Below are 22,439 nucleotides of genomic sequence, written 5' to 3' on the forward strand. Positions count from 1 at the left end.
CCTTGCCGGGCTATCTCCTAGTGGTGGGCGGTGCCCGCGGCGGTGTAGGTGAGCATGGCGTCGACGCAACGGCGGGCGGTTTCGCCGTCCCACAGGTCGGGGCGGGTGCCTGCGATCTCGCCGGACAGGGCGCGGTGCACGGCCAGGCGGATCTCGTGGGGGTCGGTACCCACCAGTTGGTTGGTTCCGTGGCTGATGGTGATGGGCCGTTCGGTGGTGGTGCGCAGGGTCACGCACGGCACGCCCAGCACCGTCGTCTCCTCTTGCACGCCGCCGGAGTCGGTGAGCACGACGCGGGCGTCGGCTTGGAGGGCGATGGAGTCCAGGTAGCTCACCGGTTCGATCCGGGTTATCCCGGCCGGCACGTCGATGCGGGCCAGCGCCGAGTTGACGCGGGGGTGGACGGGCCAGATGAGCGGTAGTCGTTCGGCGATCTCACCGAGCACGGACAGGAGGGCGGCCAAGATGTCGGGGTCGTCCACGTTGGAGGGGCGGTGGAGGGTGATCAGCCCGTAGCCGCCGGGGGTGAGGGCGTTCTCGACCAGGATCGGCCGGGCTCGGGCCCGTTCCAGGTTGGCCAGCAGCGTGTCGGCCATGATGTTGCCCACCAGGGCCACGGCGGTTGCGGGATAGCCTTCGGCGGCCAGGTTGTCGACGGCGTCGAAGGAGGGGGCCAGGAGCAGGTCGCTGACCCGGTCGGTGACCACCCGGTTGACCTCTTCGGGCATGGCCCAGTCCCGGCTTCGCAGACCGGCTTCGAGGTGGGCGACCCGAACTCCGAGCTTGGCCGCTACCAGGCTGGCGGCCAGGGTGGAGTTGACGTCGCCGGGGACCACGACCCAGCTCGGTTGCTCGGCGATCACCACCGGTTCGAACGCCTCCATGATCCGGGCGGTCTGGGCGGCGTGGCTGCCCGATCCGACCTCGAGGTGGTGGTCGGGTCGCCGGATGCCCAGCTCCTCGAAGAACACATCGCTCATGGCCGGGTCGTAGTGCTGGCCGGTGTGGACCAACACGTTGTGGATCTGTCGGCGGTCGAGTTCGGCTTGGAGCGGACCCACCTTCATGAAGTTGGGTCGGGCCCCTGCCACCAGCACCACCGGGCCAGCGAGGGCAGCATTGGGGGGTTCGGGCGTGGGTGGGGTGTCGGTGGTCACCGCTGAAGTGTTGCAGAACGCTGGGTGTGTTCGAGTCGGCCCCACCTCGAAGGATGACGTTGGGCACGGTGGCTCACCTCTTCCGCCTCCCGGTCCCGAGCAGCACCGGCTTTGAGTCGAAAAGCACGAGACGAAGCAACCATCATCGGGAAAGCATCTCGGAATACGTAGCGCGCGGTGGTGCGCGCTAACCGCGCGATCGGGTCATCGTCGGTGGCGTAGGCTGGTCGGTCGTGCAGGCGTTGGCCCGGTTCCTCACCTTCGTGTTCCCGATGGTCGTCGTCGTTGCCGTGCAGAAGGCGCACGCAACCTGGGTCGCCTCGCCCACCTACAACGTGTTCCCTTCGTGGTACTTCGTGTTCGGGATTCTCTATGCCCTGATCTTGGCTGTGGCGGCCTATGGCATGGGGCTGCCCGAGGTGACCGTCGAACGGGGCAAATCGCTCACGGTGGCGCTTGGTGTTTCGGTGGCGGCCGCCGGGATCATGTCGGTGCTGGCGCTCATCGCCGGGCAGCCCCTGGTGGGTCGCTTCGTGATCTTCGTGTCGGCGGCGGTGGCAGTCCCGGTGCAGGTGGCGGCCAGTGCCCTGGCCAACTCGGGTCGCAGCCGAGCCGAAGCCCGCGACCGGTTGGTGTTCGTTGGCGGCGACGAAGAGGCGGCTCAGCTTCGCAGCGACCTCACCTTGGCCCCCGAACGGGCATCGACGTTGGTGGCCCACCTGGCCGATGGTGCCGCGACCAGTACCCGCTCGGGGCATCGCCTGCTGGTTGATCTGGTGGACCACGAACAGGCCACGGTGTTGGTGATCGACCGTGGCGCTCAGATGGACGAGTCGGTGATCGCCCAAGCCGCCGAGCTTCACGAGCGCGGCATCCGGGTTCGTACCCTGCTCGAGTTCTACGAGGAGTGGCTGGGCAAGCTCCCGTTGGGCGAGCTCCAGCGGGAGTCGCTGTTCTTCGACATCAGCGAGGTGCACCACGTCCAGTACGCCAGGACCAAGCGCATCATCGATGTGGCCCTGGCCTCGGTGAGTCTGGTTCCTCTGGTGCTTGTGGTTCCGCTGGTGATCCTGGGAAACCTGGTGGCCAACCGGGGGCCGTTGCTGTTCCGCCAGGACCGGGTGGGGCGAGGTGGTGAGACGTTCCAGATCCTCAAGTTCCGAACCATGTCTCCGTCCAAGACCAAAGGGGGGGCGGGGGAGTGGACGGCAGCCGATGACCCTCGCATCACCCCGTTCGGCAAGTTCATGCGGATCACCCACATCGACGAGCTACCCCAGGTGATCAACATCTTGCGGGGCGAACTGTCCATGGTCGGTCCCCGGCCCGAACAACCTCACTACGTGGAGCAGTTGAACCAGCAGCTCCCGTTCTACGACATGCGCCACCTGGTGCGACCGGGCCTGACCGGTTGGGCCCAGGTCAAGTACGGCTACGCCGCCGACGAACGCGATGCCCTCGAGAAACTCCAGTACGAGTTCTTCTACCTACGTCGCCAGAGCATCTGGTTCGACCTGCGGATCATGTTCCGCACCATCCGCTCCACCCTCGGCGGCGAAGGCAAGGGCCGCTGACCAGCCTCGATCCGCCGGAATGGCAGAGCCTTCCGGTGGAAGTGCAGGTGACTCCCAACGCCTGCAAAGACGGCCGGTCTCGGCACTCGCGGCCAAAACGCAAGATGCCGCCAGCTGGGGGCCGGCGGCATCTTGGTGAAACGGGGGGAGACGAAGCTCAGGCGCAGGTCATGAAGTCGATGTTGGAGAGGTTGATGCGCTGGTTGGAGCCCTGTTGACCACCGCACCAGAACTGCCAGGCGAAGCTGGTGACAGGGCCGGCGTGGGTGAGGACGAGGTTGCCGTCGTCGCTGTTGTCGTTGAGGTTGATGTTGTTCTGGCTGTTGCGGAAGGCGCCGGTGCCGGTGTTGTCGCCGCCGTTGCCGTCGGTGGTGGTGCCGCCCGTGCCGTTACCGGTGCCACCGACCCCGATGATCGTGCTGGTGGGGGGGATGGTGTAACCCCAGCCGGTGGTGGTCGGGGTGATCCGATCGCTCCAGTTTCCAGAGGAGTTGTCGATGTCGGTGACGGTGAACGTCAGGTTCTGGACGGCTTGAGAGAAGGTGATGGTGACCGTTGAGCCGCCGTTTGTCACCGCGTTCTGGTTGATCCGCAGCGACTTTCCGTTGATTCCACCGTGGGGAGCGGCCTGGATGGTGAGGTTGCCACCGCCCGATGAGCTGGCCGAGCTACCGCCGAAGTAGGTGGTGGTGACGCCCACGGTGACGCCGCCGACGGTGGTGGAGGTGAACGAGGAGCCATTGGTGAACGTGTTCCAGTCCACAGTCAGGGGCGTGCATCCGCTGGGCGTTCCCTGGGCGAGTGCAGTGCCCGACAGGGCGGGGGCGGCCCACACGATCGCTCCGCCGACCCCGATCTGGGCCAACAGCTTGCGCCGGTCCTGATCGGTACCGGGGGTGGCGTTGTGCTGCTCGAACTGGTCCTGACTCACTGTTATCTCCCTCCGCCGTGGAAACATCTTCCACATGCCTCGGGAAAGCAAAACACAGCGCGCATTTCGGTCTGTGATCCGGATTGCCCATTTTCGATCCTGCCGTAGGGACGTCGGGCCCGCCTTGAGGTGCCACTGGTCACAAAAAACGGGCTCGGAGGTTGACCCACCGATCGAACTTGGGTCCTGCTCGATTCTCCTGGGTCACCCAGACGTGTCGGGCTCGTTGGGCGGCCACCGATGGTGTTCGGCTGTCTAGCGAGCTGTAACAGGCGGACCCGGGATCAGTCGATCAGGGCGGCCAGAGCTGAGGCGGCTCCTGCTTCGATGCCGGGATGGTCGAAGCGGGCGACGCTGACCTCGGTGGCCAACTGACCCAGCACGCCCAACGCGGTAGGGCCGTCGGTTTTGAGGTTGAGACTGTGAGGGGCGATGGCCAGGACGGCGTCGACGGGATGGTCGATCGGTGTGAGCCGGGGTGTCGGTTCGGGGCACCGGCAGGGCAGGATCACCGCCCGCACCACGTCGCCGGCGCTTGTCGGGTTGAGGGCGCCCTGGAGGTTCAGCTCCCGCGGTGGCGTGTGAGCTCCACCCGGGCCCAGGCCGAGGAGGCGGCGGGCCTCGGGGGCGAGGGCCAGCGGCTTGTGAAAGGCGACCACGCTCAGGTCACCGGGTCGGATTCCGACCGCCTCATCGGTGATGTAGCCCCATCCGGCTTGGACCAGGGCGGCGGTGAGCGTGGACTTGCCGGCGCCGGAGTCTCCGGCCACCACGACGACCCCGCCGTCGGGGTGGCGAAGCGCTCCGGCGTGGAGCACCAACATGTCGGCGGCGAATGGGGTGACCACGTTGAGCACGGTGGGCAGCTCGTCGAGAAAGGCATCGACCCCGGCCCAGGTTCGCGCGCCCCATGGCGGCCCGCTGATCCGGACGGTCCCGGACCGGCCCGATTCTTGGTCGACCTCCATCACCCAAGTCCTGACCGGGGATGGCGTGTCGACCCCGTTCCCGGCCGTGGTCCCGACCTCGGGCTCGTAACCGGACTGAGGCAGGTTGCGGTCGGTGGGGGCCAGGTCGGCCAATATCGACGATGCCCGGGCGAGGATCGAGGCGTCGTCGCAGCGGATCTCGACCATCTGGTTCAAGACCTCGACCTGGATCGAATGGAGCCCCGAATGGGCGTGCCCGGATGCCTCGACGATGGTGGGCCGGCCAGGTGAGGGACTGCGAGGTGGTGAGGTGTCCGACTCAGTGGGCCCATCCCCAGGTGCCAATGGCTCTGGTGCAGATGCCGCGGTCTGGGATGCCGCGGTCTGGGATGCCGCGGTCTGGGATGCCGCGGTCTGGGATGCCGCGGTCTGGGGTGCATCTGCCTGGGGTGCAACTGGCTGGGACGCGACTGGCTGGGAAGCGAGCATCCCGCACCGGTGGAACATGGCCAGGGCGGTGTCTAGGTCGGCCTGGACCTGGGGGGCCGTAGGCCCGCCCGCCTGTGAGATGGCGGCGATCAGGTCGGCGCGGTCGACCCGTTGGCGGCAGGCTTCGAGCACGATGCCGGCGGCGGCGTTGATGGCGTGGATGTTGCCGGTGGCCGGATTGTGGACCAGGACGTGGCCGCCCATCGGGGCGGTCACCAGGTCGCCGCGCACCACCGGAAGTGCACGTGTGTCGCCGTCCTCGCCCATCTGTTCAGTCGATGGATCCAGCGGGAACCACCCAAAGGCACGGTTGGCCGGTCACCGCTGATATCTGGTCGAAATCGTGGTCGTAGTGGAGCACGGTCAGGCGGTGCATCTCGGCGGCCGCGGCGATGAGCAGGTCTGGGATCTTGCGGCCTCGCTGGCTCCGCGCCGCCAGCAGGCGTTGCACCTGCTTGGAGCGAGCGACGTGTGCGGTTGTGGTCTCGATCCGGACGAAGGCGTCGAGGGCGCCGCAGAGCTGGTCCCATTCCGCGGCGTTACGGGCCGAGTAACCGATCTCTAGATCGGAGATCTCGGCTCGGGCGAGACGACCCGCCCGGGCCAGGGGCTCTACGTGATTGCGCACCGCATGGTTCGACATGCGCTTTATGACGCTGGTGTCCACTAGGTGGGTTATCGCCACGCGTCTTCTCGATCGGCGAAGCAGGCGTTGGCCAGTGAGTCGAGGGCCTCGGAGACCTCACGGTTTCGGCCTGCGGCGGCCAGACGCAGCGATGCGTTGACCGTGTCTTTGAGCGTGCGCGTTCCGAGTTCGGCCCGAGCGGCGCTCAGGGTGTCGTCGTCGATGTCGACAAGGTGTTTCGTCATCGACCCTGAGTATACCTGTGTTTGCCTGGATATATACGAGCAGTTCGCGGTGACCGCGGGGGCCCCGCCGGAATGCGGGATCGCCAAAACTAGACCGAACGGTCAAGTTTTTGTTCTAGGGTTGGCGGTATGGATTTCGAGCTTCCGGGTGAAGACGATTCCCGCCGTGTCGAGGTACGGGACTGGCTGGCGGTCCACCCGTCGCCGACGGGGACCGAGCTTGCCGAAGCCGGTTATGTGGCCCCCCACTGGCCCCGGCCGTGGGGGCTCGACGCCGACCCCATCCACCAGATCATCATCGACGACGAGTTGAAGCGGGCCCGGGTGAAACGCCCGTCCAACCAGATCGGCATCGGCTGGGCCGGACCCACCATCGTCCACGCCGGTACCCCAGACCAGAAGGCCCGCTACCTGGGGCCGATCCTGTCGGGAGAGGAGATCTGGTGCCAGCTGTTCAGCGAACCCGAAGCCGGGTCGGACCTGGCCAACCTGGCCACCCGAGCGGTGCGAGACGGCGACGAGTGGGTGATCAACGGCCAGAAGATCTGGACGTCGCTGGCCCAGTTCTCCAAGTTCGGCATTCTCATTGCCCGCACCGATCCCGATGCCCCCAAGCACGCCGGGATCACGTACTTCGTGTGCCCGATGGATGCGCCGGGGGTGGAGATCCGTCCCATCATCGAGATGACGGGGGACCACACCTTCAACGAGGTTTTCCTCACCGATGTCCGGCTGCCTGCCGCCAACGTGATCGGCGAGGTCAACAAGGGTTGGGGCCTGGCCAAGGTGACGTTGGGTAATGAGCGGGTGTCGCTGTCGTCGGGCGGTGCCCTGTGGGGCCTGGGCCCCACCGGCGGCGACCTGTTGGACCTGGTGCGGGCCCGGGGCGGCACCAACGACCCCGAGCTACGCCAGCGTCTGGCTCGCCTCCACACCACCGAGGAGATCCTGCGTCTCATCCGCCTGCGCACGGTTTCGGCTCGGATCCGCGGTGAACAACCCGGCCCGGAGGCGTCGATCCGAAAGGTGATGGCCGACGGACACGGCCAGACGATCATGGGCCTGGCCAAGGACCTGGCCGGCCCCGCCGGGATGTTGACCGCCGATCCAATCCCAGCGACGGGAGATGGCGGACTGGGGGCCGGGCCCCTCGGTTCCACGGTCGACCTATGGAACCACGGCTACCTGTTTGCCCCGGCGTTGACGGTGGGCGGGGGGACCGGCGAGGTTCAGCGCAACATCCTGGCCGAACGCGTCCTGGGCCTACCCCACGAGATCGACGTCGAGCAGGGCAAGGCCTGGTCTGAGACCCGCCGCCTCTGACCCCTGGGATCCTCGGGGCCCGAGCGGCATGGAGCAGCCCATCGCTTTTGATTGCCCTATGGCCCGGACCCAGACCATGGTCCAACTGAACACTGACTTGCTTGCCGACCTGGACCGAGAAGCGGCAGCACGCGGTGTTTCGAGGTCGGCCCTTGCCCGAGACGCAATAGCGGCGTACCTCTCGGAGGGGCGATCTACGTTGGTGGACCGGCTAATCGTCGAGGGCTACAGGCGCAGCCCCGCCGCCACACCCGACGAGTGGGGCTCCTTGGTCGATCATGGCGACGTCGCCGCAGCAGAGACCCTGCAGCGGATGGATGCCGAAGAGCGACAGGCGGGGTTGGAGCCGTGGTGAACCGTGGCGAGGTGTGGTGGATCGCCGCACCATGTACCCGTACCCGTCGAGGCATTCCAACCGAGGTCGACCTCGACACCAATGACGGCATGCCGCTTTCTTGCGTGGTGGCTCTCGACAGCATTCAAGTGATCCGGCCGGCGCTATGCGTAGAACAGATCACAGTTCTCGAGACTGATCGCATGCACGAGATCTGAGCCGCGATGCACCTGGCTGTCGACTGTTAGCGGGTCAGCGGGCGAACAGGCCAGCCAGGTCGATATCCCACCCTGGGATCAGCGGGGTGGAGAGCGTTTCGGAGGCGGTGAGCTCCAGTTCGATGTCGAAGTGGGCGCTGTCGGTGGTGGCTCGGCGGTAGACGAGGACCACATCGGCGGCGGTGTCGATCAGCCACACCTCGGCGACTCCTGAGGCCTCGTAGTTGCGCAGTTTCGTGCCGATGTCGTAGCGCCAGGTGGACGGCGATCGGACCTCGACAACCAACGGCGGGGGATCGTCGAAGCGGTTGTCGGTTCCGGCCAGACGGCGGGTCTCGGGAACCCACCACAGGTCGGGCTTGTAGACGTTCCACTGGTCGATCGGGGTGTCGATCTCCATGCCGAGCTCGCCCACCCCGTCATGTGCTTCGGTGAACCTGAGGAGGAGGTAGGAGAGCCACAAGATGATGCGTTGGTGGCGGGCGGCGGGGCTGTTCACGACGAGCTCTCCGTTGATCAACTGCGCATGTGGCAGCTCCCCCGGGAGCGCAAAGAACTCGTCGGCCGTCATCTTCAAAGGAGCGGGCACAACGAGAGCCATGGGTTGAAAAGTACCGTCGTTCCCCGGCGGAGACAACGGCCTACCGGGTCTGGGGTGGCTCGTCTCAGCGGTGTGGAGCCATCGAGGACACCTACCCGATGATGCCTGCCCGAGGAGCAGGGCGGCTGTGGGGATACTGGTGTCAGACGATGCCGAGGCGGGCCAGCGCGGGTTGGCGGCTCAACAGGTTGGTTACCCGACGTTCGATGATCTCCCTGGCCGCAGCCGGGTCTTTGATCAGTTCGTTCTTCTCTCTGACGAAAAGGCCCTGGGCGCTGAAGCTGGCCTGAACCTGGTCGGCCAGGGCTGACACGTCATCGGTGGTGCCCCTCCAGATGGCGTCCAAGGCCAGGGTCTCGACCAGGTCGAGGGCCACCATGGCTCCAGCGGCGGGGGAGGCCAGGCAGTTGTGATCTCGGCCCACCTGGCGTTCGTAGGCCAGAACCTCGTTGAGTCGCTGGCATGCTGCCGTCGCTTCGGGGCTGGGAGGTCCTGGGCGGACCGGGACGGCGTAGCCGCCGGCCACCAGCAGGGCCATGGCCGTCACCGCGTCGGTGAAGGCCCATTCGGGGTGGATGGCCATGACGGTGGCGACGTTCAGATCGGTCTCGATGAGCGCCTGGATCAGCGGGGCGTGGAACTGGGGGTCGAGGTTGACCTTCATGGCTTCCAGTTCGAGCGGCTCCTCGCGCAGGGTGTCGCCGGTGCCGGCGATGGTGATGCGGTGCAGCCAGTCGTCCTGTTCGAAGCGGGTGGGGTGGGCCTTGCCGCGACGGAACAGGTCTCGACGCAGCGCCCGTTCGGTGGCCAGGTCTCGTACCAGGGCGGCCAGCACCGGATCGGTGGCCCCTTCCACCAGGTCTGCCACCTCGGGTGGGGTGGAGAAGTAGTGGTGGTGGTCGAGGGGGGCGAGGCTGCCGACCAGCGAGCACTTGGCGGTGGAGAGGGTGGCGAAGACGTCGTGGGCGTGGAGGGGCGCGAAGTTGGAGCCCAGGTACTCATGGGCGGCGTAGTGGCCGTGCGCGTCGGCCCAACCGGCTCGGCTTCGCTCCTCGCGTCGACCCAACGGAGCGAAGCGGGCCCCGCTGTCGAGCACCGCCCCCACCGCGGCGGCAGCGTCGTGGAAGGCGAGGTGACCGGCCCGTCCGTCGGCGTCGACCCACAGGCGTAGCGCCTCGGCCAGGGGGTTCATCGACGACCACCCCGGCGCGGTCTCATACATGACGTAGGCCAGTCCGCCAGCCCGGAGGCGTGCGCCGATGGCATCGACGATGTGGCGCTGGTTGGCAGCGCTTACCCACGAGTACACGCCGTTCACCACGGCGACGTCGATCTCGAACGGGCCCAGGTGGCGTTGGGTGGCCAGGTCTTCGAAGCTAGCTTCCACGAAGTGGCAGTTGGGTAGTTCGGCGGCGCGGGCCAGGCGCCGGGCCCGTTCGATGTGGGTGGGGTTGTAGTCCACGCCCCAAACCTCGATGTTGGGGTTGGCGGCCGCTACCGCCACGGTGCCCAGCCCGGTTCCGCAGGCCACGTCCAGCCACACCATCGATCCGTCCACAGCCAAGGGGGGCTGGCCGTTGAGCACCGAGATCATCGAGAACCACACCGGGCACATGTCGGTGTTGACGAGGTCCTGGTAGGTGGTGTCGGTGGTGTAACCGTCCGACCAGCCGGCCAGGCGGGTGGAGCCGACTCCAGTTCGGCCGTTGTCCCAGGTCCAATGTGGGGTCACGAGTTGCCTACCTCTCGGCGCTGGCCGGTCCCGGGCATCACGCCAGCCCCCAGGCTCGACGGGTGCTCTCGTCGGCGGTGGCGGTGACGTGAGCCGGCAGCGCCGAGCCGAGGCCCGGTGACGCGACCCAACGGTGTTCGGCCGGGTGGGTCGCGTTGATGTGGTCGGTCAGTCGAACCGCGGCCTGGGTTGCGTCGGGGTTCGGGGGTCGGTCCGCTCCCGCTGTGCCACCCAGTACCGGGTGGCACAGCCCTGTCCGCATCGCCTGGCGGAGGAGCTGTTGACGTTGCTTGGGGGCGACGTCGGCCAACAGTCGGCGCACCGACGTGGTCTGGTTCTCCCCGAAGTCGAGTGGGCTGGGCTGATCGCGGGGTGGGCCGGTTCGTTCCGATGACGACGGCCGAGCCCCGGTGGGCTTGTTGGCCCTGGTCGTGGCGCGGGTCTGCCTTGTGGTCGGCTCCGGGCTGGCCGGGGTCGGGGCCGGGCCAGCAGAGATCTGGTCGGCGGGCCCGAGGCCCGACGTGGCGGTGGAGTCGTAGGGGGCCACGAACAGTCGGGCCAGCCAGTTGGTGCGGCTCCGGTTGTCCAGGGGTTGGGAACCGAGGCGGAACAGGTCGGCCCGGTTGGTGCGCCGAACGGCAATGTCGGTGAGCGATTGGCGCAGCACCTCGGACCGGGCCGAACCGACCAGGCCGGTCAGGTCCCGCTCCACCTCGGGTGCAAGCCCATGGTCGACCACGTCGCCATCGAGGGTGGCGTGGCCGATCCAGGTGGCCCCTCCTGCTGCCGCCGCCTCGGCGACGCGGGCGTGCGATGGTGGCTGGAGGTCTCGTCGGACGTAGTCGGCTACGACTCAAAGGACCTGCTCGAACCCATGGACGCAGAATCCACCGAACCGACAACCGACGCCCCTGAGTCAATCAGCCGGCGTAACGCCCTGGCCAAGCTGGGCTTGGCCGCCGGTGTGGTCGGCGCCCCGATCGTGCTGGACACCTTCGTAAGCCCCGCCGGCGCCCAGGGCACCGGCTCGGGTCTGCTCTGCAACAACCCCGTGGCCGGTCAGGTCACCGTGCCTGCGGGCCGGGCGCTGTTCTTCGACGTCGCCGGCGGTGGCGGTGGCGGTGGCTCCCAGGGCTACTACCAGCGTGGGCCGGCCGGCAACGGCGGCACCGGTGCCCAGATCACCGGCAACGTGGCTTCCATGATTGCCAGCTACACCGTCACCATCGCGGTGGGTACCGGCGGCGCTGGCGCCCCCCAGCCCACGGCGTGGAACGGCAACGCCACCTCGGGTTCCCTTGGCGGTGCCGGCGGCACCGGCTACCGCGTCGGTGGTGCCGGCGGTCGTAACGGCCCCGGCAACGTCAACGGCGACGGTGGTGGCGGCGGCGGCGGCGGTGGTGGCGCATCGGCGCTCACCGGAACCGGTATCACGGTTATCGCCGGTGGTGGTGGTGGTGGTGGCGGCGGCGCCCAGGCCCAAGGTGGCGCCAACCAGGGCACCTCGGTGCCCCCGGCCACGGCCGACGGAGACTCGGGCGGCGCCCGCAGCGCCAACAGCGATCACAACGGCGGTAACGGCGTGGGCGGGACCGCTGGTGACACCCAGACCCGTGGCTATGGAGGCCTTGGCGGCCAGAACGGCGGAACCGGTGGCATGAGCGCCGGTGCGTCGTCTTCGGCCGGTGCCTCCCAGGTTCTCGGCGTCGGTGGCGCCGGTGGTTACGGCGCATCCAATGTCACCCGCACCGGTTTGATCAACCCCGGCACCGCCGCTGGTGGTGGTGGCGGTGGCGGCGGTGGTGGCAACGTCGGCGGTGGCGGTGGCAGCGGTGGAGACCGGGTCTCGCCAACGCTGACCCAGGGTGCTCGTTCGGGTTCGGGGGTGGCGGCGGCAGCGGCTCCACCAGCGCGAGCGGTGTCGTCGGTACCACGATCACCTACAACGGTGGTGCCACCGGCGGAGCCGGTTCGATGCTGGCTGCCGGTAACGGTAACTGGGGTCCGGGTTCGGGCGGCTCCACCGGCTGGGTCCGGCTGTACCTGGATGCCTTGGGCAACCCAGACACCACCGAGCGGTGCCTCTACCCCTGAGCCGGGTTCACCGGCACGCTGATGCCGGGCTTCGCCCCACCTGTACAGAACTGACCGGCCGGTGAGCGCCTCTGGCGCCACCGTGCCGGCGCGTTCGGGCACGGCCCTGGCCGCTCCGCTGGCCGACGGTTGGGCGGTCTATGACCGCCAGTTCGACCGGGTGACGGTGGTGTCGGCCCTGGCTGGACTGATCTTGAGCTCGGGTGGCGACCCGGTGGATCGGCTGGCGTCGGAGGTAGCCGAAGCCGCTGGCATCGACGAGGCCCAAGCGGCTCAGGCTGTCACCGCTGCGGTGGACAGCCTGGTAGAGGCCGGGTTCCTGGTCGGCCCACCCCCGGGCACGACCGCCTCATCCGCAACCGCTCGCGCCGCCAGCACCGACGATGCAGATGCCGAGTCCGGTAGTCGCCGCCTGGCCCGGGACCGGCCCGGCACCAGCCTGAGCCCACCCCAGGCCCTGCTCGATCACCGCTTGGTGTTCCGCAGCACCGATGCATCCCTGTTGGCCGACATTGACGCCTACCTGGGGGTCGACCCCTGTGACGGCGAGCCGACCATGGTGTTCGACGTCGAGCCCACCGACGATGGTGGTGTGCTGTTGCAGGCCGCCGAAGACTGGGACTTCCCTGATCGGCACGGCTTCCTGGTTCAGCTTCCCGGTGTCATCAACGACTTCGCTCCCCGCGCCGCCAGCTTCTTGGTGCTGCACGCCGGCGCCGTCCGTCACTCCGACGGAACCATCACCGTCGTCGCCGGTTTGCCCGAGGCCGGCAAGTCCACCCTGACCGTGGCATTGGTGCAAGCCGGTGCCGACTACCTGGGAGACGAGCTCACCGGTGTGCGCCTGGGTTCGCTCCAAGCCGTCGGCTTCCCACGTTCGCCTGCCCTCGATGAGCCGAGCCGCCAGGTGGTAGGCGTGGTCGGCGACCCCGACAACCCGTTCGTGGCGATCTCTGAGATTCGCCACGAAACAGTGAATGTGACCGGTGACGCCGGCCCCATCACCCGCATAATCCTCCCCACCTACGACCCTGACTTGGGGTCAGCGGACCCCGATGACCCTGACGCACCCGGGCAAGCAGATGGCATCGATTCCGACCTTTCGGCCCAGGATGGCCAAGACGGCGCCGGTTCCAGCGGTCCCCACCCCCGCCAGGTAGAGCACCTGACCCCTCGCGTTGCCCTAGAGGCGCTGTTGGGTGCCACCCTCAACCTCTACACCGCCGGCCAGACCGGCTGGGAAACGTTGTGCCAGTTGGCTGATCAGGTCCCAGTGCTGGCCATCCGCCACAACGACTCAGCCGCACTGGCCCAAGCCCTGACCACCAACCAACTCTGAGCCATCCAGCCCGGTGGGCCTACCAGTTGGAAATGCGAGTCGGCACGTGGCGCTGGCGACCAGCCTGGTCTGAGCCGACAGGGTCGCTCAGTCGGCCTCGGTGCCCAGTTCGTTGATAACCCCCGCGGCCAGGGAGAAGGCCAGGGCGGCCGCGGCCACGTCGAATCCGGGGGTGTCACGGTCGGCGGCCACGGCGACCACGGCACCGATCCACATGGAGATGCACCACGGGCACACCGCCAGCTCGGCCAGCTTGGGGTGGCCGGTTCGGTCCATGGCCTGCACGTAGCGCAGCCGGGGCGTGTCGAAGATGGTGTCTCGGGTGACCAGACGAGCCAGCCGGGCGGTGGCCGCAGCCCCGAGGACAAGTCGGGCAGGGGTGAGGGTCATCGTCCTCAGCCCCGACCCTCTAGGAGGCCAGCGTCGTCGCCCCCACTCTGCTGGGAGGTGACGTAGGCGGGCGGGACGAAGGTGTACATCGGGTGTTGGCAGCCGCAGCCCCGTTGGGGTTCGAACACCAGGTCTCCGACCTTCCAGCTCTGCGTGGCACCCAATCGTCGAGGCTGATCGCCTACCTGGATGAGAACGACCGCAGCGTCTTGGTCCCTGTCCCAGTGCCACACCGTGGTACCGGTGCCGTCGGCTAGTACCCGACAGTTGCGGATGGTCGTGCCGCGGTACACGGTCTTCATGGGGTACTGGTTCACGTCCGACGTTCTCCGTAATCAGGTGAGATTTCATCGGCGAGAGGGGATTCGCCGACGTGACCACCCTGAACGCCCAGACTTCATTTGCCTCGATGGTGATCGTTGGGCGGTGGCCGGTCACCGCGTTGAGGCTAGCCCCGGGGATCACCTGGTGGGGGTCGCCTCAAACTCGGGCAGGATCGGAGCAGGTGCGCTTACAGTTCCACCGCCATTGCATCCGACCTGGACATCGGTGATTCAGGGCCGCCTTCCCGGTGTGCTACGTTGCCGCTGGCAGCTATTTGTGGAGGGACCCCCTTGGACAGCAACTTTGACGATGCGACTTTGGACAAGAAGTCGATCGACCGCCGTGACGCCATGAAGGCTGCTCTGGGTGGCGCGGCTGCGGCTGCTGCTCTCAGCGCGCCCAAGGTCAGCGGCTTCCGCGTGCTGCCCGACTACGCGGCGGCAGCAAGCGGCCTATCCACCATCACCATCGGTTCTGTTGGAGATGGCACCTGTGGACAGGGACGGGCGTACTGCTGGGGGTCCTTTACTGGCAATCCGGCGGTGTGTGGCCCGGCCACGGTCAGCAACCAGACCTTCATCCACTCCTTCCAGGTGGATGTCACGGGCGATCCATTCGGCGGCGGCACGGCCACCGTGGAGATGACCAACTACGCGGGCAGCGGTGATTGCCTGGTCACCTTGGAAGAGGGGAACTGCCGAGCCAACGGTGGAACCTGGTCAGGTTCTTCGATCGGCACCAGCGACACATTGAACTTCACCGGCGACACCGTGGTGTTCAACCTCGATTGTTCCGGGACCACGAACTGCCCGTCCAACCTGAACCCGGTGGCTACCGTCACCGTGTACTGCACCGACTGACTCCTTCGCGTCGGCGAATTCGAGCGGGCCCATGGTGATGGGTTGCTCCCCATCGTGATCGGTCCATGACCACAGTTGCGCATGTACATCGATCGGTGATCTTGGGGGTCGGAGGGTTGTCACGCCCGAGTTCACCGCAAGATGGCCCCGCTGGGCTCGTTTTGTCGCGCCTAGAGCTGTGGGTTGTCGACGAAGGCACCGGTGAAGGTGCCGCGCTCGCACCGCTTCTCGGGCTGGGACCCGAGGCTGCTGATGAGGTCATCGCCACCGAGGCCAGCAGGGGCATGCTTGAGCCGGCGATCGACGGTGCCACATTCCGAGTGAGATTGAGTGCCGGCGACGGTGCCGCCACGGGTTCGGAATCACGGATACAGATCGACGTCACCGTTGAACCTCGAGCTGCCGGCGCACCAGCGTCGATTGGTCGTCTCGCCGCCTCAGCTCGCCGTGATGCGGTTGCAGACCGGGTATTGAGCTTGATCACCCGCCTATGGCTGGATGGCAACCCGTCGTGGTCACATCTTCACGGCGGGGCCCTTTGTGACGAAGCGGGCTCGGCGGTGCTCGTACTAGGCAGGTCTGGTGCTGGGAAGTCGACCCTGGTGGCGAACCTTGCGGCATCGGGGTTGTCGTTGCTCACCGATGAGCAGATCTCGGCGCACCCGGCTCAGGCCTTGGTGGCAGGGTTTACGCGCCCGGTGTCTGTCAAACCTGGTGGTGGAGCTCACCTGCCACGACCGATCTCCGATCGATTGAATGGGTCTGCCCATACTGTGTTGGTGACTGCCGCCGACCTGGGGTCTCGTCATCTGGTAGCAGGACGTCCCGTTCTGATCGTTCTGCCCGAGCGCGTGGACGGTGCGATACCAAGCTGGGACTTGGTGACCGACGCCCACGAGGCCCTCGAGTTACTGGCTGTCAACAACCTGGACCTGGCGAGAGACCCCGCGCTGGCGCTGGACTCGTTCGCGTGGCTGGCCACCTCCGTTCCGGTCGTGCGCCTCGTCTACGGAGAGGCATGCGACGCGGTTCCGGTGATCCGAGACCTTGTTGCCAGCCCACCGAGGATTCCCGGGACCCCTTGGCTCGTGAAGGAATGCCGACCGATTCGGACTCCTTCAGAGTGTTCGCCGGCCCGGCACACCGAATCATCCGACGAGGGTGCTACCTCCGCCAGTCTGGGTCCGGTCGATCCAGACTGGCCTGCGACGATGACGGTGGCCCCAAGGTCAGGCTTGGTCGAGGTGTCGCTTGGCGACTCGAGGGTGCTTTTCGATCCTTCGTCGCGCGAGTTGGTGACCTTGAATCCTGCCGCCAGCGCTATTTGGGACACATTCCCGTGGCTCGACGTTCCTGCCGATGATGAGGCCATAGACGCGGGGCTCGACCTGGTGAGCGATTTGGTCGGTCGGGAACTTGTAGAGGTGCATGGAGCCGTGAACATGGTGTTCCGTCGGCGCGCTGAGCTCGTTTCCCGCCGGATCAGGGGAGAGGTGCTGGTGGTCGACGAGATGCAACGCTGTGCTCGGCTGAGCGGCTCGGCCGCCGCCGTAGCGGCCGGGCACGCCAACCACGCCTCGACCTGCTCGATCGCTTCGTCGACCGATAGGGGAGTCGGCATGATGCGGGTGTTGGTCGACACCCTCATGAAGGCGACCAGCACCAGCCAGGCAAAGCCCACGCCACTGTTGCCGGCCAGGGCGTCATCCAGCCATGTTCGAGCGGCGCGGTGGTGGATGGTGTCCTCGTTGACGGCGTACAACAACACATTGGCGTCGACGATGACCATCAGCGGCCGTCGGTGAGCTGTTGAGCGACCACGTCATCCTCGAGGGCAGCCGCCAGGGACAGCGCCTTGGTGAGCTCTACCCGAGGCGTCCCCATCGACCTCGGACGAGTCGGCGACTCCACTGCGGTGCCATCGGCCAATCCGCGACGGATCGCCTCGTTGAGCGCCTGCTTGAAAGACAGGCTCCGCTCAGCCATGAACCGCTCCACCAACCGCCGAGTGTCGGCGTCCAGCGTCACCGTGGTCCTCACGGGCGCATCATAGCATCACAACGTGTGACAGCATGATGCCAAACGCGCAGCGCTCTGCTCCGCCACCGGTCTGCTTGTCGGGGTCGCTGGGTAGGGTGGGAGCGTTTGGAAGCAGCGCTGGGTGCGCAGGAGGCGACGACGTGGATGGAGCATCTTCGCCGCTACCTACCGGCCATCGATACCCCCACCCGATGACGTCTCCGCGGCCTAGAGCTGGCCGCGCCGGTCAGGTTTGGCCCGGGCTGGCTATCTGGAGGCCTTGTTCAGCGGCCGAGTTCAGCAGGCGGGTGTCGTAGGCAACCAGCGTTGCGGGCACCTGGCGCAAAGACCACGCCGTGGCGAGATGGATGGCATCGAGGCTTCGCAGGTGTGATTCGCCGATGTCGCAGGCCGCATCCACCAGATCTGAGGCAAGCGGCACCAAGTCGAGACCGGCCAACAACGCCCGGGCCTCGTGTGCTGCCCCTGGATCGATTAGCATCACCGCACGCTTTACCTCGATACGAGAGATCTCGCTCGACACCAGCGGCGAGTCAGGCCGCTCGGCCAGCCATGTCTCCAGGGCTTCGCTCTCGGATTCGTCGAACACCAACTTGAGGAGCGCCGACGAGTCGAGGTAGATCACCGGCTGTCGCGGCGCAGGTCTTCCAACACGGTGGCACCGTCGGGTGAGCCGCGCGCGATCTTGCGACGGATCGGAAACGTTCGAGGCCCGGTGGCCGACCGGAGACGACCGTCGGCCAACAGACGGTCGCGGGCGAGGCGGGCAGGGCTGGGTGGAACCAACAAGGCCACCAAAGTGCCGCGCTCGGTGACCTCGATGGTCTCGCCGTCCTTGACCAGCTCGAGATAGCGGCTGGCATTCTGGCGAAGTTCACGAACCCCGATCGTCTCCACAGAAAACAAAGTAGCACCTATTGTGCTATTCGTGAAGGGAGTTGGTCGTCGTGAGTCGGTCGTCAGGACTCAGTCGGCCAGGGCGACCTCGGCGGTGTCACGTTTCTATCGGCGTGAACGCTAGCTGCCTGCCACAAACCGCAAGGCCAGATCCAAGTCGGCAATCAGGTCTCTACCTCGGTGGTACCCGCGCTCGACGATGAGCGAGACCGATTGGTGGGCCACTAGTAGATCGTCGGGGTCAGCGATCAATGACAAAGCTCGGAGGTCTGCGGTGTCGTTGGGGCGGGTCGCGTCGTTCTTTGACAACAGCTTCAATGCGATGAGATGCCCAACCGACGCCACCGGCACAACCAGCCCGGCGACAACCTCCAGATCGGTGGCCCCAGCCACGATCTCGGCCTCGATCCCAGACGACGCGAAGAGCAGGTCGATGTGCCAGCCGTCGTCGGCCGTCATCCGCACCGTTGCCATTCGATCGGTGGCATCGTTTTCGACGACCGCGTTGATCGTGAATCCCAACGCCAACAACGAACAAACCAAGGCCTGTGCGGCATCATCGCTTTCGACCACAACCGCCAGATCCACGTCTCGCGTGAAGCGTGGCTCGGTCCGAGCCGAGACCGCCAGGCCGCCAACAAGGCAGAAGTTCCAACCGCCTTGTCGCAGGATCGCTCCAGTGCGATCCAGTGCACCCAACAGTTCGGTCATGGTGAGAGGCGGACGACCCGTCCTGGAGCATCCAACGGCCGATCCCCCAACCATGCCCTGAGCCGATCGTCGATCTCCTCGGCAGTTTCGGTCGGGTAGGCCCGCCGAAGGTTCTGGCGTTTCATCTCCACCCCCGTCTCGGCCAGCTCAAGGGCCGCCCGCAACCGCCCAGCCGGGGTGTCGTTGCTCACCTCCCCAGCGTACAATTTCAACGGCTTCTACCATGCAGATTGTTGGCCCAGGCGGGTGATCTTGTCGGAGCTCGACGGTTGGCGTGTCAACGTCAGCATCTGTTCATGCTCATCGGGGCCCTGGTCAGCCTGGTCAGCCTGGTCAGCCTGGTCAGCCGGCGTAGAGCTGGGAGCGGCTCCAACCCAGGCGTCCAGCGAGGCGTTCACCGTCCTCGAAAATCGCATCGGGGATGGAGATGGCGGTCTTCATGACCTGAGTATAACCGGTATGACTTCATCTCGTCTGCCAGGGGTGCCCGCCGGGACTGTCGGGGTGGCTGGGTAGGGTGGCGGTTGACGTCAGCCACTTGTGTTGTGGTGCCTCGGTCTTGGTCGGGCCCGGTCGGGTTCGCTTTTGTTGATTCGAGGTTCTTGTTGTGGCTATCACCGAGCAGAGTCGTCATGATCTGTATATCCGTTTGGAAGCAGCGCTGGGTGCGCAGAAGGCGACGACGTTGATGGAGCATCTTCCTCCTGTCGGTTGGGCCGATGTGTCGACGCGTACCGACGTGGCCCTTCAGCTTCAGGCTCTGGAGGGAAACCTGCGGGCCGACCTCCACATCGCCCTCGGCGAGTTCCGAGACGAGATCCACCGGTCCTTCGCCGAGTTCCGAGACGAGATGAACCGGACCTCGTCGGAGTTCCGGGAGGAGATGCATCGGTCCTTCACCGACTTCCGCGACGAGATCCGTCGGGATCGTCAGGTCGCGCAGCGCCAGTTGCTGTTCGTGCTGGTGGTTGCCTTCCTCAGCTTGTTGGGCACGGTGGCCACCAGCCTTTGAGACCACGGGCTCGAAACCGGGGCATGGAGCGAGCCAACGCCGCCCACGCAGCCGGGCTCACCGTCTACCGGCCTGGCAACTGACCGATCCTCGGCACTTACGTGCCGAACAATGCCAAGGGGACCACGCCGATCCCGTCGGAGCGGCGGTAGGCGAAGCCACGCCAGCAGCGTTGCGGGTCGGCGCACTGCGAAACCAGCGGCGACAAGATCGTGGTCGACGATGCGTTCCAGGTAGCCGTCGAGTAGCCGGAGGGGAGCCCTGGGCTCCATGTGGCGCATTCCCGGGAATCCACCCGAGGTGATCTCCTCGACATATTGGACGAGCCCGATATCGCTACGACCGGACAGGTTTCGCTCTCGGTCGGGCAGCGACGCCAAAGAGACCGCTGGAAGGCGATGCCACTCGTCGACGGTCCGGGGAGATCGGTAAGAAGGGGCAGGAAATAGACGATCCGCTATATTGGCGGTCATGCAGGCCACCGCTGCCCAAGTCCTGCGTCAGGCCCGACACGCAGCGGGCCTGACTCAATCGGACCTTGCCCGTAGGGCCGGGGTAGTGCAGCCCGTCATCAGCGCGTACGAGACCGGGCGCCGCGAACCTGGACTTGCCACCTTGACCAGACTGGTTCACGCGGCCGGGCTCGAGCTCTCAATCGAGCTGGTCGAAGTGCGCAGCCTGCCCGATACGCCGACGGGCCGTCAGCTCGGATCCAAACGAGACCAGATTCTGTCCCTCGCCGCAGGCCGCGGCGCTAGCAACGTTCGGGTCTTTGGCAGCGTGGCTCGCGGGGAGGACCACGACCACAGCGACGTCGACCTCCTCGTCGACCTTGCCGACAACGTAGGTCTGGTGGGTCTGATCGGTCTCGAACGAGAACTCGAAGAACTGCTCAACCGCGAGGTGGATGTGGTTCCCGCCAGATCGCTCAAACCTGCGCTCGCCGCCAGAGTGCTATCCGAGGCCATTGCGCTATGAGAGACGATGCTCAGCGGCTCGCCGATATTGCCGCCGCGGCCCGAGCTATCGGCGAACACCTGGATCGAGGCTCATTGAGCGACGGTCTCGTGTTTGACGCGGTGAGGATCCGCCTGATCGAGATCGGCGAAGCGGTCAAAGCGATATCTCCAGAGGTGCTCAGCGGTGAGCCCGCTGTGGCGTGGCAAGACATCGCAGGTATGCGAGACCACCTTGCCCACCGCTACTTCGACACCGATCACGTGATCGTGGCCGCAACCATCGAACATGACCTACCACCACTGGTCGCGGCGATCGAACGCCTGGGTGAAGCGTTGGAACGAGACGATCAGATCCAGTGAACTGGCAGCGTTGAGGCTCCGCAGGAGCTGGGGTGGTTCAGAGGGACAGGACTAGGCGTAGGCCTGCGTCCACTTCCCGCATCGTCTGTGGTGTGAGGGAGCCGACTGTGCTTTGCAGGCGGTATCGGTCGATGACCAGTATCTGGCTCACGTTGACCACCGACATCTTGTCCAGGCCGGCCTCATCGGCTTGGACCGTGACGTTGCCGGGCGCGTCAGCCAGGCGAAGGTTGCTGGTGATCGGGGCCACGATGACCGTAGAGATCCGTGACCGGTTGAAACGGTCCGACGACACGACCAACGCCGGACGGCGATAGCCCGGCTCTGAGCCGATCGGTTCACCGAAGTCGACCCACCACACCTGGGAGCGCTTCACCAGTCCCACTGGCCGCTGTCGATCAGGTCCTTACCCGGATTGGACGCCAAGCTGGCGGCCGCGTCGCCATAGAGGGTGTCGAGCGCCACGGTCACGGCATCGTGCTCGTCTGCGTGGTCGATCAAGAAGGCCTTCATGGCCTCGGCGTAGAGCTGGGAGCGGCTCCAACCCAGGCGTCCAGCGAGGCGTTCACCGTCCTCGAAAATCGCATCGGGGATGGAGATGGCGGTCTTCATGACCTGAGTATAACCGGTATGACTTCATCTCGTCTGCCAGGGGTGCCCGCCGGGACTGTCGGGGTGGCTGGGTAGGGTGGCGGTTGACGTCAGCCACTTGTGTTGTGGTGCCTCGGTCTTGGTCGGGCCCGGTCGGGTTCGCTTTTGTTGATTCGAGGTTCTTGTTGTGGCTATCACCGAGCAGGGTCGTCATGATCTGTATGTCCGTTTGGAAGCGGCGCTGGGTGCGCAGGAGGCGACGACGTTGATGGAGCATCTTCCTCCTGTTGGTTGGGCTGACGTGTCGACGCGTACCGACGTGGCCCTTCAGCTTCAGGCTCTGGAGGGCAACCTGCGTGCCGAGTTCCACATCGCCTTCGGTGAGTTCGGAGACGAGATGAACCGGTCCTTCGCCGAGTTCCGCGACGAGATCCGTCGGGATCGTCAGGCCGCCCAACGCCAGCTTCTGTTCGTGCTGATCGTGGCCATGGTGAGTCTCCTCGGCACGGTCGCAACCAGCCTCTGAGTGCGAGATCGCGGCAGCGGTCATGGCCGCTTCCCTGTTATGCGCCTCGGATCGCTCGGGCCCACCAGACGCCACGACCTCTGCGATGCCCTGGCCGCGCTGGTTGATTGCTGATCGGCCTACCTGCCACCGTCGGGTAGGTCGAGGACAGGTCTAGGGCTGGCGATGACGCTTAGGT

29 protein-coding genes and 1 pseudogene are annotated in these 22,439 nt (G+C 66.3%); 11 read left to right on the top strand and 19 right to left on the bottom strand.

Annotated features, from left to right (window positions below):
- Positions 1-17: 17 nt before the first annotated feature.
- Entirely contained in the window at positions 18-1,067 is a 1,050-nt protein-coding gene (gene wecB, locus IPG97_02390; GenBank protein MBK6855429.1) for a UDP-N-acetylglucosamine 2-epimerase (non-hydrolyzing), read from the bottom strand.
- A 323-nt stretch (positions 1,068-1,390) separates the two neighbouring features.
- Between wecB and IPG97_02395 the strand changes: the two genes are divergently transcribed.
- Positions 1,391-2,731, top strand: coding sequence for a sugar transferase (locus IPG97_02395; GenBank protein ID MBK6855430.1), 1,341 nt, complete (start codon positions 1,391-1,393; stop codon positions 2,729-2,731).
- Between the two features lie 157 nt (positions 2,732-2,888).
- On the opposite strand, the gene IPG97_02400 is transcribed toward IPG97_02395, so the two are convergent.
- The 4 genes from IPG97_02400 to IPG97_02415 all read right to left on the bottom strand — a co-directional run bounded on the left by IPG97_02400 (position 2,889) and on the right by IPG97_02415 (position 5,950).
- Positions 2,889-3,662: a hypothetical protein gene (locus IPG97_02400; protein MBK6855431.1), complete on the bottom strand. Its 774-nt coding sequence runs from the start codon at positions 3,660-3,662 to the stop codon at positions 2,889-2,891.
- Positions 3,663-3,946: 284 nt separating this feature from the next.
- The gene (locus IPG97_02405) at positions 3,947-5,347 is read right to left on the bottom strand and encodes a hypothetical protein (GenBank protein MBK6855432.1); all 1,401 of its coding nucleotides are present in this window, start codon (positions 5,345-5,347) and stop codon (positions 3,947-3,949) included.
- 4 nt (positions 5,348-5,351) lie between these two features.
- Complete coding sequence (locus tag IPG97_02410; protein MBK6855433.1) at positions 5,352-5,765, bottom strand: PIN domain nuclease; 414 nt, start codon at positions 5,763-5,765, stop codon at positions 5,352-5,354.
- Positions 5,756-5,950, bottom strand: a complete 195-nt coding sequence (locus IPG97_02415) for a hypothetical protein (protein MBK6855434.1) — start codon at positions 5,948-5,950, stop codon at positions 5,756-5,758. Before IPG97_02415 ends, IPG97_02410 begins: the two co-directional genes overlap by 10 nt.
- Before the next feature lie 129 nt (positions 5,951-6,079).
- Here IPG97_02415 and IPG97_02420 point away from each other — a divergent pair, with 129 nt between their 5' ends.
- Genes IPG97_02420 through IPG97_02430 form a run of 3 tightly spaced genes read left to right on the top strand, consistent with a single transcriptional unit; the run spans position 6,080 to position 7,825 of the window.
- The gene (locus IPG97_02420; protein MBK6855435.1) at positions 6,080-7,273 is read left to right on the top strand and encodes an acyl-CoA dehydrogenase family protein; all 1,194 of its coding nucleotides are present in this window, start codon (positions 6,080-6,082) and stop codon (positions 7,271-7,273) included.
- Positions 7,274-7,331: 58 nt separating this feature from the next.
- Positions 7,332-7,628: a ribbon-helix-helix protein, CopG family gene (locus tag IPG97_02425; GenBank protein ID MBK6855436.1), complete on the top strand. Its 297-nt coding sequence runs from the start codon at positions 7,332-7,334 to the stop codon at positions 7,626-7,628.
- Positions 7,625-7,825, top strand: coding sequence for a hypothetical protein (locus tag IPG97_02430; GenBank protein MBK6855437.1), 201 nt, complete (start codon positions 7,625-7,627; stop codon positions 7,823-7,825). Before IPG97_02425 ends, IPG97_02430 begins: the two co-directional genes overlap by 4 nt.
- Before the next feature lie 34 nt (positions 7,826-7,859).
- Here IPG97_02430 and IPG97_02435 read toward each other — a convergent pair whose 3' ends face one another.
- From IPG97_02435 to IPG97_02445, 3 genes and pseudogenes are all read right to left on the bottom strand, one after another.
- Positions 7,860-8,426: a Uma2 family endonuclease gene (locus tag IPG97_02435; GenBank protein MBK6855438.1), complete on the bottom strand. Its 567-nt coding sequence runs from the start codon at positions 8,424-8,426 to the stop codon at positions 7,860-7,862.
- 142 nt (positions 8,427-8,568) lie between these two features.
- Positions 8,569-10,158 (bottom strand): methyltransferase regulatory domain-containing protein, encoded by a 1,590-nt coding sequence (locus IPG97_02440; GenBank protein MBK6855439.1) that lies wholly within the window; start codon positions 10,156-10,158, stop codon positions 8,569-8,571.
- 37 nt (positions 10,159-10,195) lie between these two features.
- A pseudogene (locus IPG97_02445) lies at positions 10,196-11,002 on the bottom strand (hypothetical protein).
- Between IPG97_02445 and IPG97_02450 the strand changes: the two are divergent.
- Both IPG97_02450 and IPG97_02455 read left to right on the top strand, forming a co-directional pair.
- The gene (locus IPG97_02450; protein ID MBK6855440.1) at positions 10,886-12,274 is read left to right on the top strand and encodes a hypothetical protein; all 1,389 of its coding nucleotides are present in this window, start codon (positions 10,886-10,888) and stop codon (positions 12,272-12,274) included. The pseudogene IPG97_02445 and the gene IPG97_02450 sit on opposite strands and share 117 nt — an antisense overlap.
- A gap of 39 nt (positions 12,275-12,313) precedes the next feature.
- On the top strand, positions 12,314-13,591 hold the full coding sequence (locus IPG97_02455; protein MBK6855441.1) for a hypothetical protein: 1,278 nt from the start codon (positions 12,314-12,316) through the stop codon (positions 13,589-13,591).
- Positions 13,592-13,678: 87 nt separating this feature from the next.
- Here IPG97_02455 and IPG97_02460 read toward each other — a convergent pair whose 3' ends face one another.
- Complete coding sequence (locus IPG97_02460; protein MBK6855442.1) at positions 13,679-13,981, bottom strand: hypothetical protein; 303 nt, start codon at positions 13,979-13,981, stop codon at positions 13,679-13,681.
- Between the two features lie 5 nt (positions 13,982-13,986).
- Complete coding sequence (locus IPG97_02465) at positions 13,987-14,298, bottom strand: hypothetical protein (GenBank protein MBK6855443.1); 312 nt, start codon at positions 14,296-14,298, stop codon at positions 13,987-13,989.
- Between the two features lie 297 nt (positions 14,299-14,595).
- On the opposite strand from IPG97_02465, the gene IPG97_02470 reads away from it, so the two are divergent.
- A complete protein-coding gene (locus IPG97_02470) occupies positions 14,596-15,165 on the top strand; it encodes a hypothetical protein (GenBank protein ID MBK6855444.1) in 570 nt (189 codons plus the stop codon).
- A 1,006-nt stretch (positions 15,166-16,171) separates the two neighbouring features.
- Here IPG97_02470 and IPG97_02475 read toward each other — a convergent pair.
- The 6 genes from IPG97_02475 to IPG97_02500 all read right to left on the bottom strand — a co-directional run bounded on the left by IPG97_02475 (position 16,172) and on the right by IPG97_02500 (position 19,004).
- Positions 16,172-16,954 carry a hypothetical protein gene (locus IPG97_02475; GenBank protein MBK6855445.1) on the bottom strand — a complete coding sequence of 261 codons (783 nt, stop codon included), beginning with the start codon at positions 16,952-16,954 and terminating at the stop codon, positions 16,172-16,174.
- Positions 16,954-17,205, bottom strand: coding sequence for an antitoxin (locus IPG97_02480; protein ID MBK6855446.1), 252 nt, complete (start codon positions 17,203-17,205; stop codon positions 16,954-16,956). The genes IPG97_02475 and IPG97_02480 overlap by 1 nt, the downstream gene beginning before the upstream one ends.
- A 226-nt stretch (positions 17,206-17,431) precedes the next feature.
- The gene (locus IPG97_02485) at positions 17,432-17,830 is read right to left on the bottom strand and encodes a type II toxin-antitoxin system VapC family toxin (GenBank protein ID MBK6855447.1); all 399 of its coding nucleotides are present in this window, start codon (positions 17,828-17,830) and stop codon (positions 17,432-17,434) included.
- The gene (locus IPG97_02490) at positions 17,827-18,102 is read right to left on the bottom strand and encodes a type II toxin-antitoxin system prevent-host-death family antitoxin (GenBank protein ID MBK6855448.1); all 276 of its coding nucleotides are present in this window, start codon (positions 18,100-18,102) and stop codon (positions 17,827-17,829) included. The genes IPG97_02485 and IPG97_02490 overlap by 4 nt, the downstream gene beginning before the upstream one ends.
- A 120-nt stretch (positions 18,103-18,222) precedes the next feature.
- On the bottom strand, positions 18,223-18,813 hold the full coding sequence (locus IPG97_02495) for a nucleotidyl transferase AbiEii/AbiGii toxin family protein (GenBank protein MBK6855449.1): 591 nt from the start codon (positions 18,811-18,813) through the stop codon (positions 18,223-18,225).
- Complete coding sequence (locus IPG97_02500; GenBank protein MBK6855450.1) at positions 18,810-19,004, bottom strand: hypothetical protein; 195 nt, start codon at positions 19,002-19,004, stop codon at positions 18,810-18,812. The genes IPG97_02495 and IPG97_02500 overlap by 4 nt, the downstream gene beginning before the upstream one ends.
- A gap of 416 nt (positions 19,005-19,420) precedes the next feature.
- Here IPG97_02500 and IPG97_02505 point away from each other — a divergent pair, with 416 nt between their 5' ends.
- On the top strand, positions 19,421-19,825 hold the full coding sequence (locus tag IPG97_02505; GenBank protein ID MBK6855451.1) for a hypothetical protein: 405 nt from the start codon (positions 19,421-19,423) through the stop codon (positions 19,823-19,825).
- 97 nt (positions 19,826-19,922) lie between these two features.
- On the opposite strand, the gene IPG97_02510 is transcribed toward IPG97_02505, so the two are convergent.
- Positions 19,923-20,120 carry a hypothetical protein gene (locus IPG97_02510; protein ID MBK6855452.1) on the bottom strand — a complete coding sequence of 66 codons (198 nt, stop codon included), beginning with the start codon at positions 20,118-20,120 and terminating at the stop codon, positions 19,923-19,925.
- A 176-nt stretch (positions 20,121-20,296) separates the two neighbouring features.
- On the opposite strand from IPG97_02510, the gene IPG97_02515 reads away from it, so the two are divergent.
- Together IPG97_02515 and IPG97_02520 are read left to right on the top strand one after the other, a co-directional pair.
- Complete coding sequence (locus tag IPG97_02515) at positions 20,297-20,803, top strand: XRE family transcriptional regulator (protein MBK6855453.1); 507 nt, start codon at positions 20,297-20,299, stop codon at positions 20,801-20,803.
- A complete protein-coding gene (locus IPG97_02520; protein ID MBK6855454.1) occupies positions 20,800-21,144 on the top strand; it encodes a DUF86 domain-containing protein in 345 nt (114 codons plus the stop codon). Before IPG97_02515 ends, IPG97_02520 begins: the two co-directional genes overlap by 4 nt.
- 37 nt (positions 21,145-21,181) lie before the next feature.
- On the opposite strand, the gene IPG97_02525 is transcribed toward IPG97_02520, so the two are convergent.
- Positions 21,182-21,520: a type II toxin-antitoxin system PemK/MazF family toxin gene (locus tag IPG97_02525; GenBank protein MBK6855455.1), complete on the bottom strand. Its 339-nt coding sequence runs from the start codon at positions 21,518-21,520 to the stop codon at positions 21,182-21,184.
- Complete coding sequence (locus IPG97_02530) at positions 21,517-21,756, bottom strand: ChpI protein (protein MBK6855456.1); 240 nt, start codon at positions 21,754-21,756, stop codon at positions 21,517-21,519. Before IPG97_02530 ends, IPG97_02525 begins: the two co-directional genes overlap by 4 nt.
- Before the next feature lie 166 nt (positions 21,757-21,922).
- Here IPG97_02530 and IPG97_02535 point away from each other — a divergent pair, with 166 nt between their 5' ends.
- The gene (locus tag IPG97_02535) at positions 21,923-22,261 is read left to right on the top strand and encodes a hypothetical protein (protein MBK6855457.1); all 339 of its coding nucleotides are present in this window, start codon (positions 21,923-21,925) and stop codon (positions 22,259-22,261) included.
- Positions 22,262-22,439 lie beyond the last annotated feature (178 nt).

This window comes from Microthrixaceae bacterium (genome assembly GCA_016702505.1).
GTDB lineage: Bacteria > Actinomycetota > Acidimicrobiia > Acidimicrobiales > Iamiaceae > Aquihabitans.

Coding starts and splice junctions, on each gene's coding strand:
- wecB (MBK6855429.1), bottom strand. CDS start 1,067: ATGAAGGTGGGTCCGCTCCAAGCCGAACTCGACCGCCGACAGATCCAC.
- IPG97_02405 (MBK6855432.1), bottom strand. CDS start 5,347: ATGGGCGAGGACGGCGACACACGTGCACTTCCGGTGGTGCGCGGCGAC.
- IPG97_02415 (MBK6855434.1), bottom strand. CDS start 5,950: ATGACGAAACACCTTGTCGACATCGACGACGACACCCTGAGCGCCGCT.
- IPG97_02420 (MBK6855435.1), top strand. CDS start 6,080: ATGGATTTCGAGCTTCCGGGTGAAGACGATTCCCGCCGTGTCGAGGTA.
- IPG97_02425 (MBK6855436.1), top strand. CDS start 7,332: ATGGCCCGGACCCAGACCATGGTCCAACTGAACACTGACTTGCTTGCC.
- IPG97_02435 (MBK6855438.1), bottom strand. CDS start 8,426: ATGGCTCTCGTTGTGCCCGCTCCTTTGAAGATGACGGCCGACGAGTTC.
- IPG97_02450 (MBK6855440.1), top strand. CDS start 10,886: ATGGTCGACCACGTCGCCATCGAGGGTGGCGTGGCCGATCCAGGTGGC.
- IPG97_02460 (MBK6855442.1), bottom strand. CDS start 13,981: ATGACCCTCACCCCTGCCCGACTTGTCCTCGGGGCTGCGGCCACCGCC.
- IPG97_02475 (MBK6855445.1), bottom strand. CDS start 16,954: ATGGTCATCGTCGACGCCAATGTGTTGTTGTACGCCGTCAACGAGGAC.
- IPG97_02495 (MBK6855449.1), bottom strand. CDS start 18,813: ATGACCGAACTGTTGGGTGCACTGGATCGCACTGGAGCGATCCTGCGA.
- IPG97_02515 (MBK6855453.1), top strand. CDS start 20,297: ATGCAGGCCACCGCTGCCCAAGTCCTGCGTCAGGCCCGACACGCAGCG.
- IPG97_02520 (MBK6855454.1), top strand. CDS start 20,800: ATGAGAGACGATGCTCAGCGGCTCGCCGATATTGCCGCCGCGGCCCGA.
- IPG97_02530 (MBK6855456.1), bottom strand. CDS start 21,756: ATGAAGACCGCCATCTCCATCCCCGATGCGATTTTCGAGGACGGTGAA.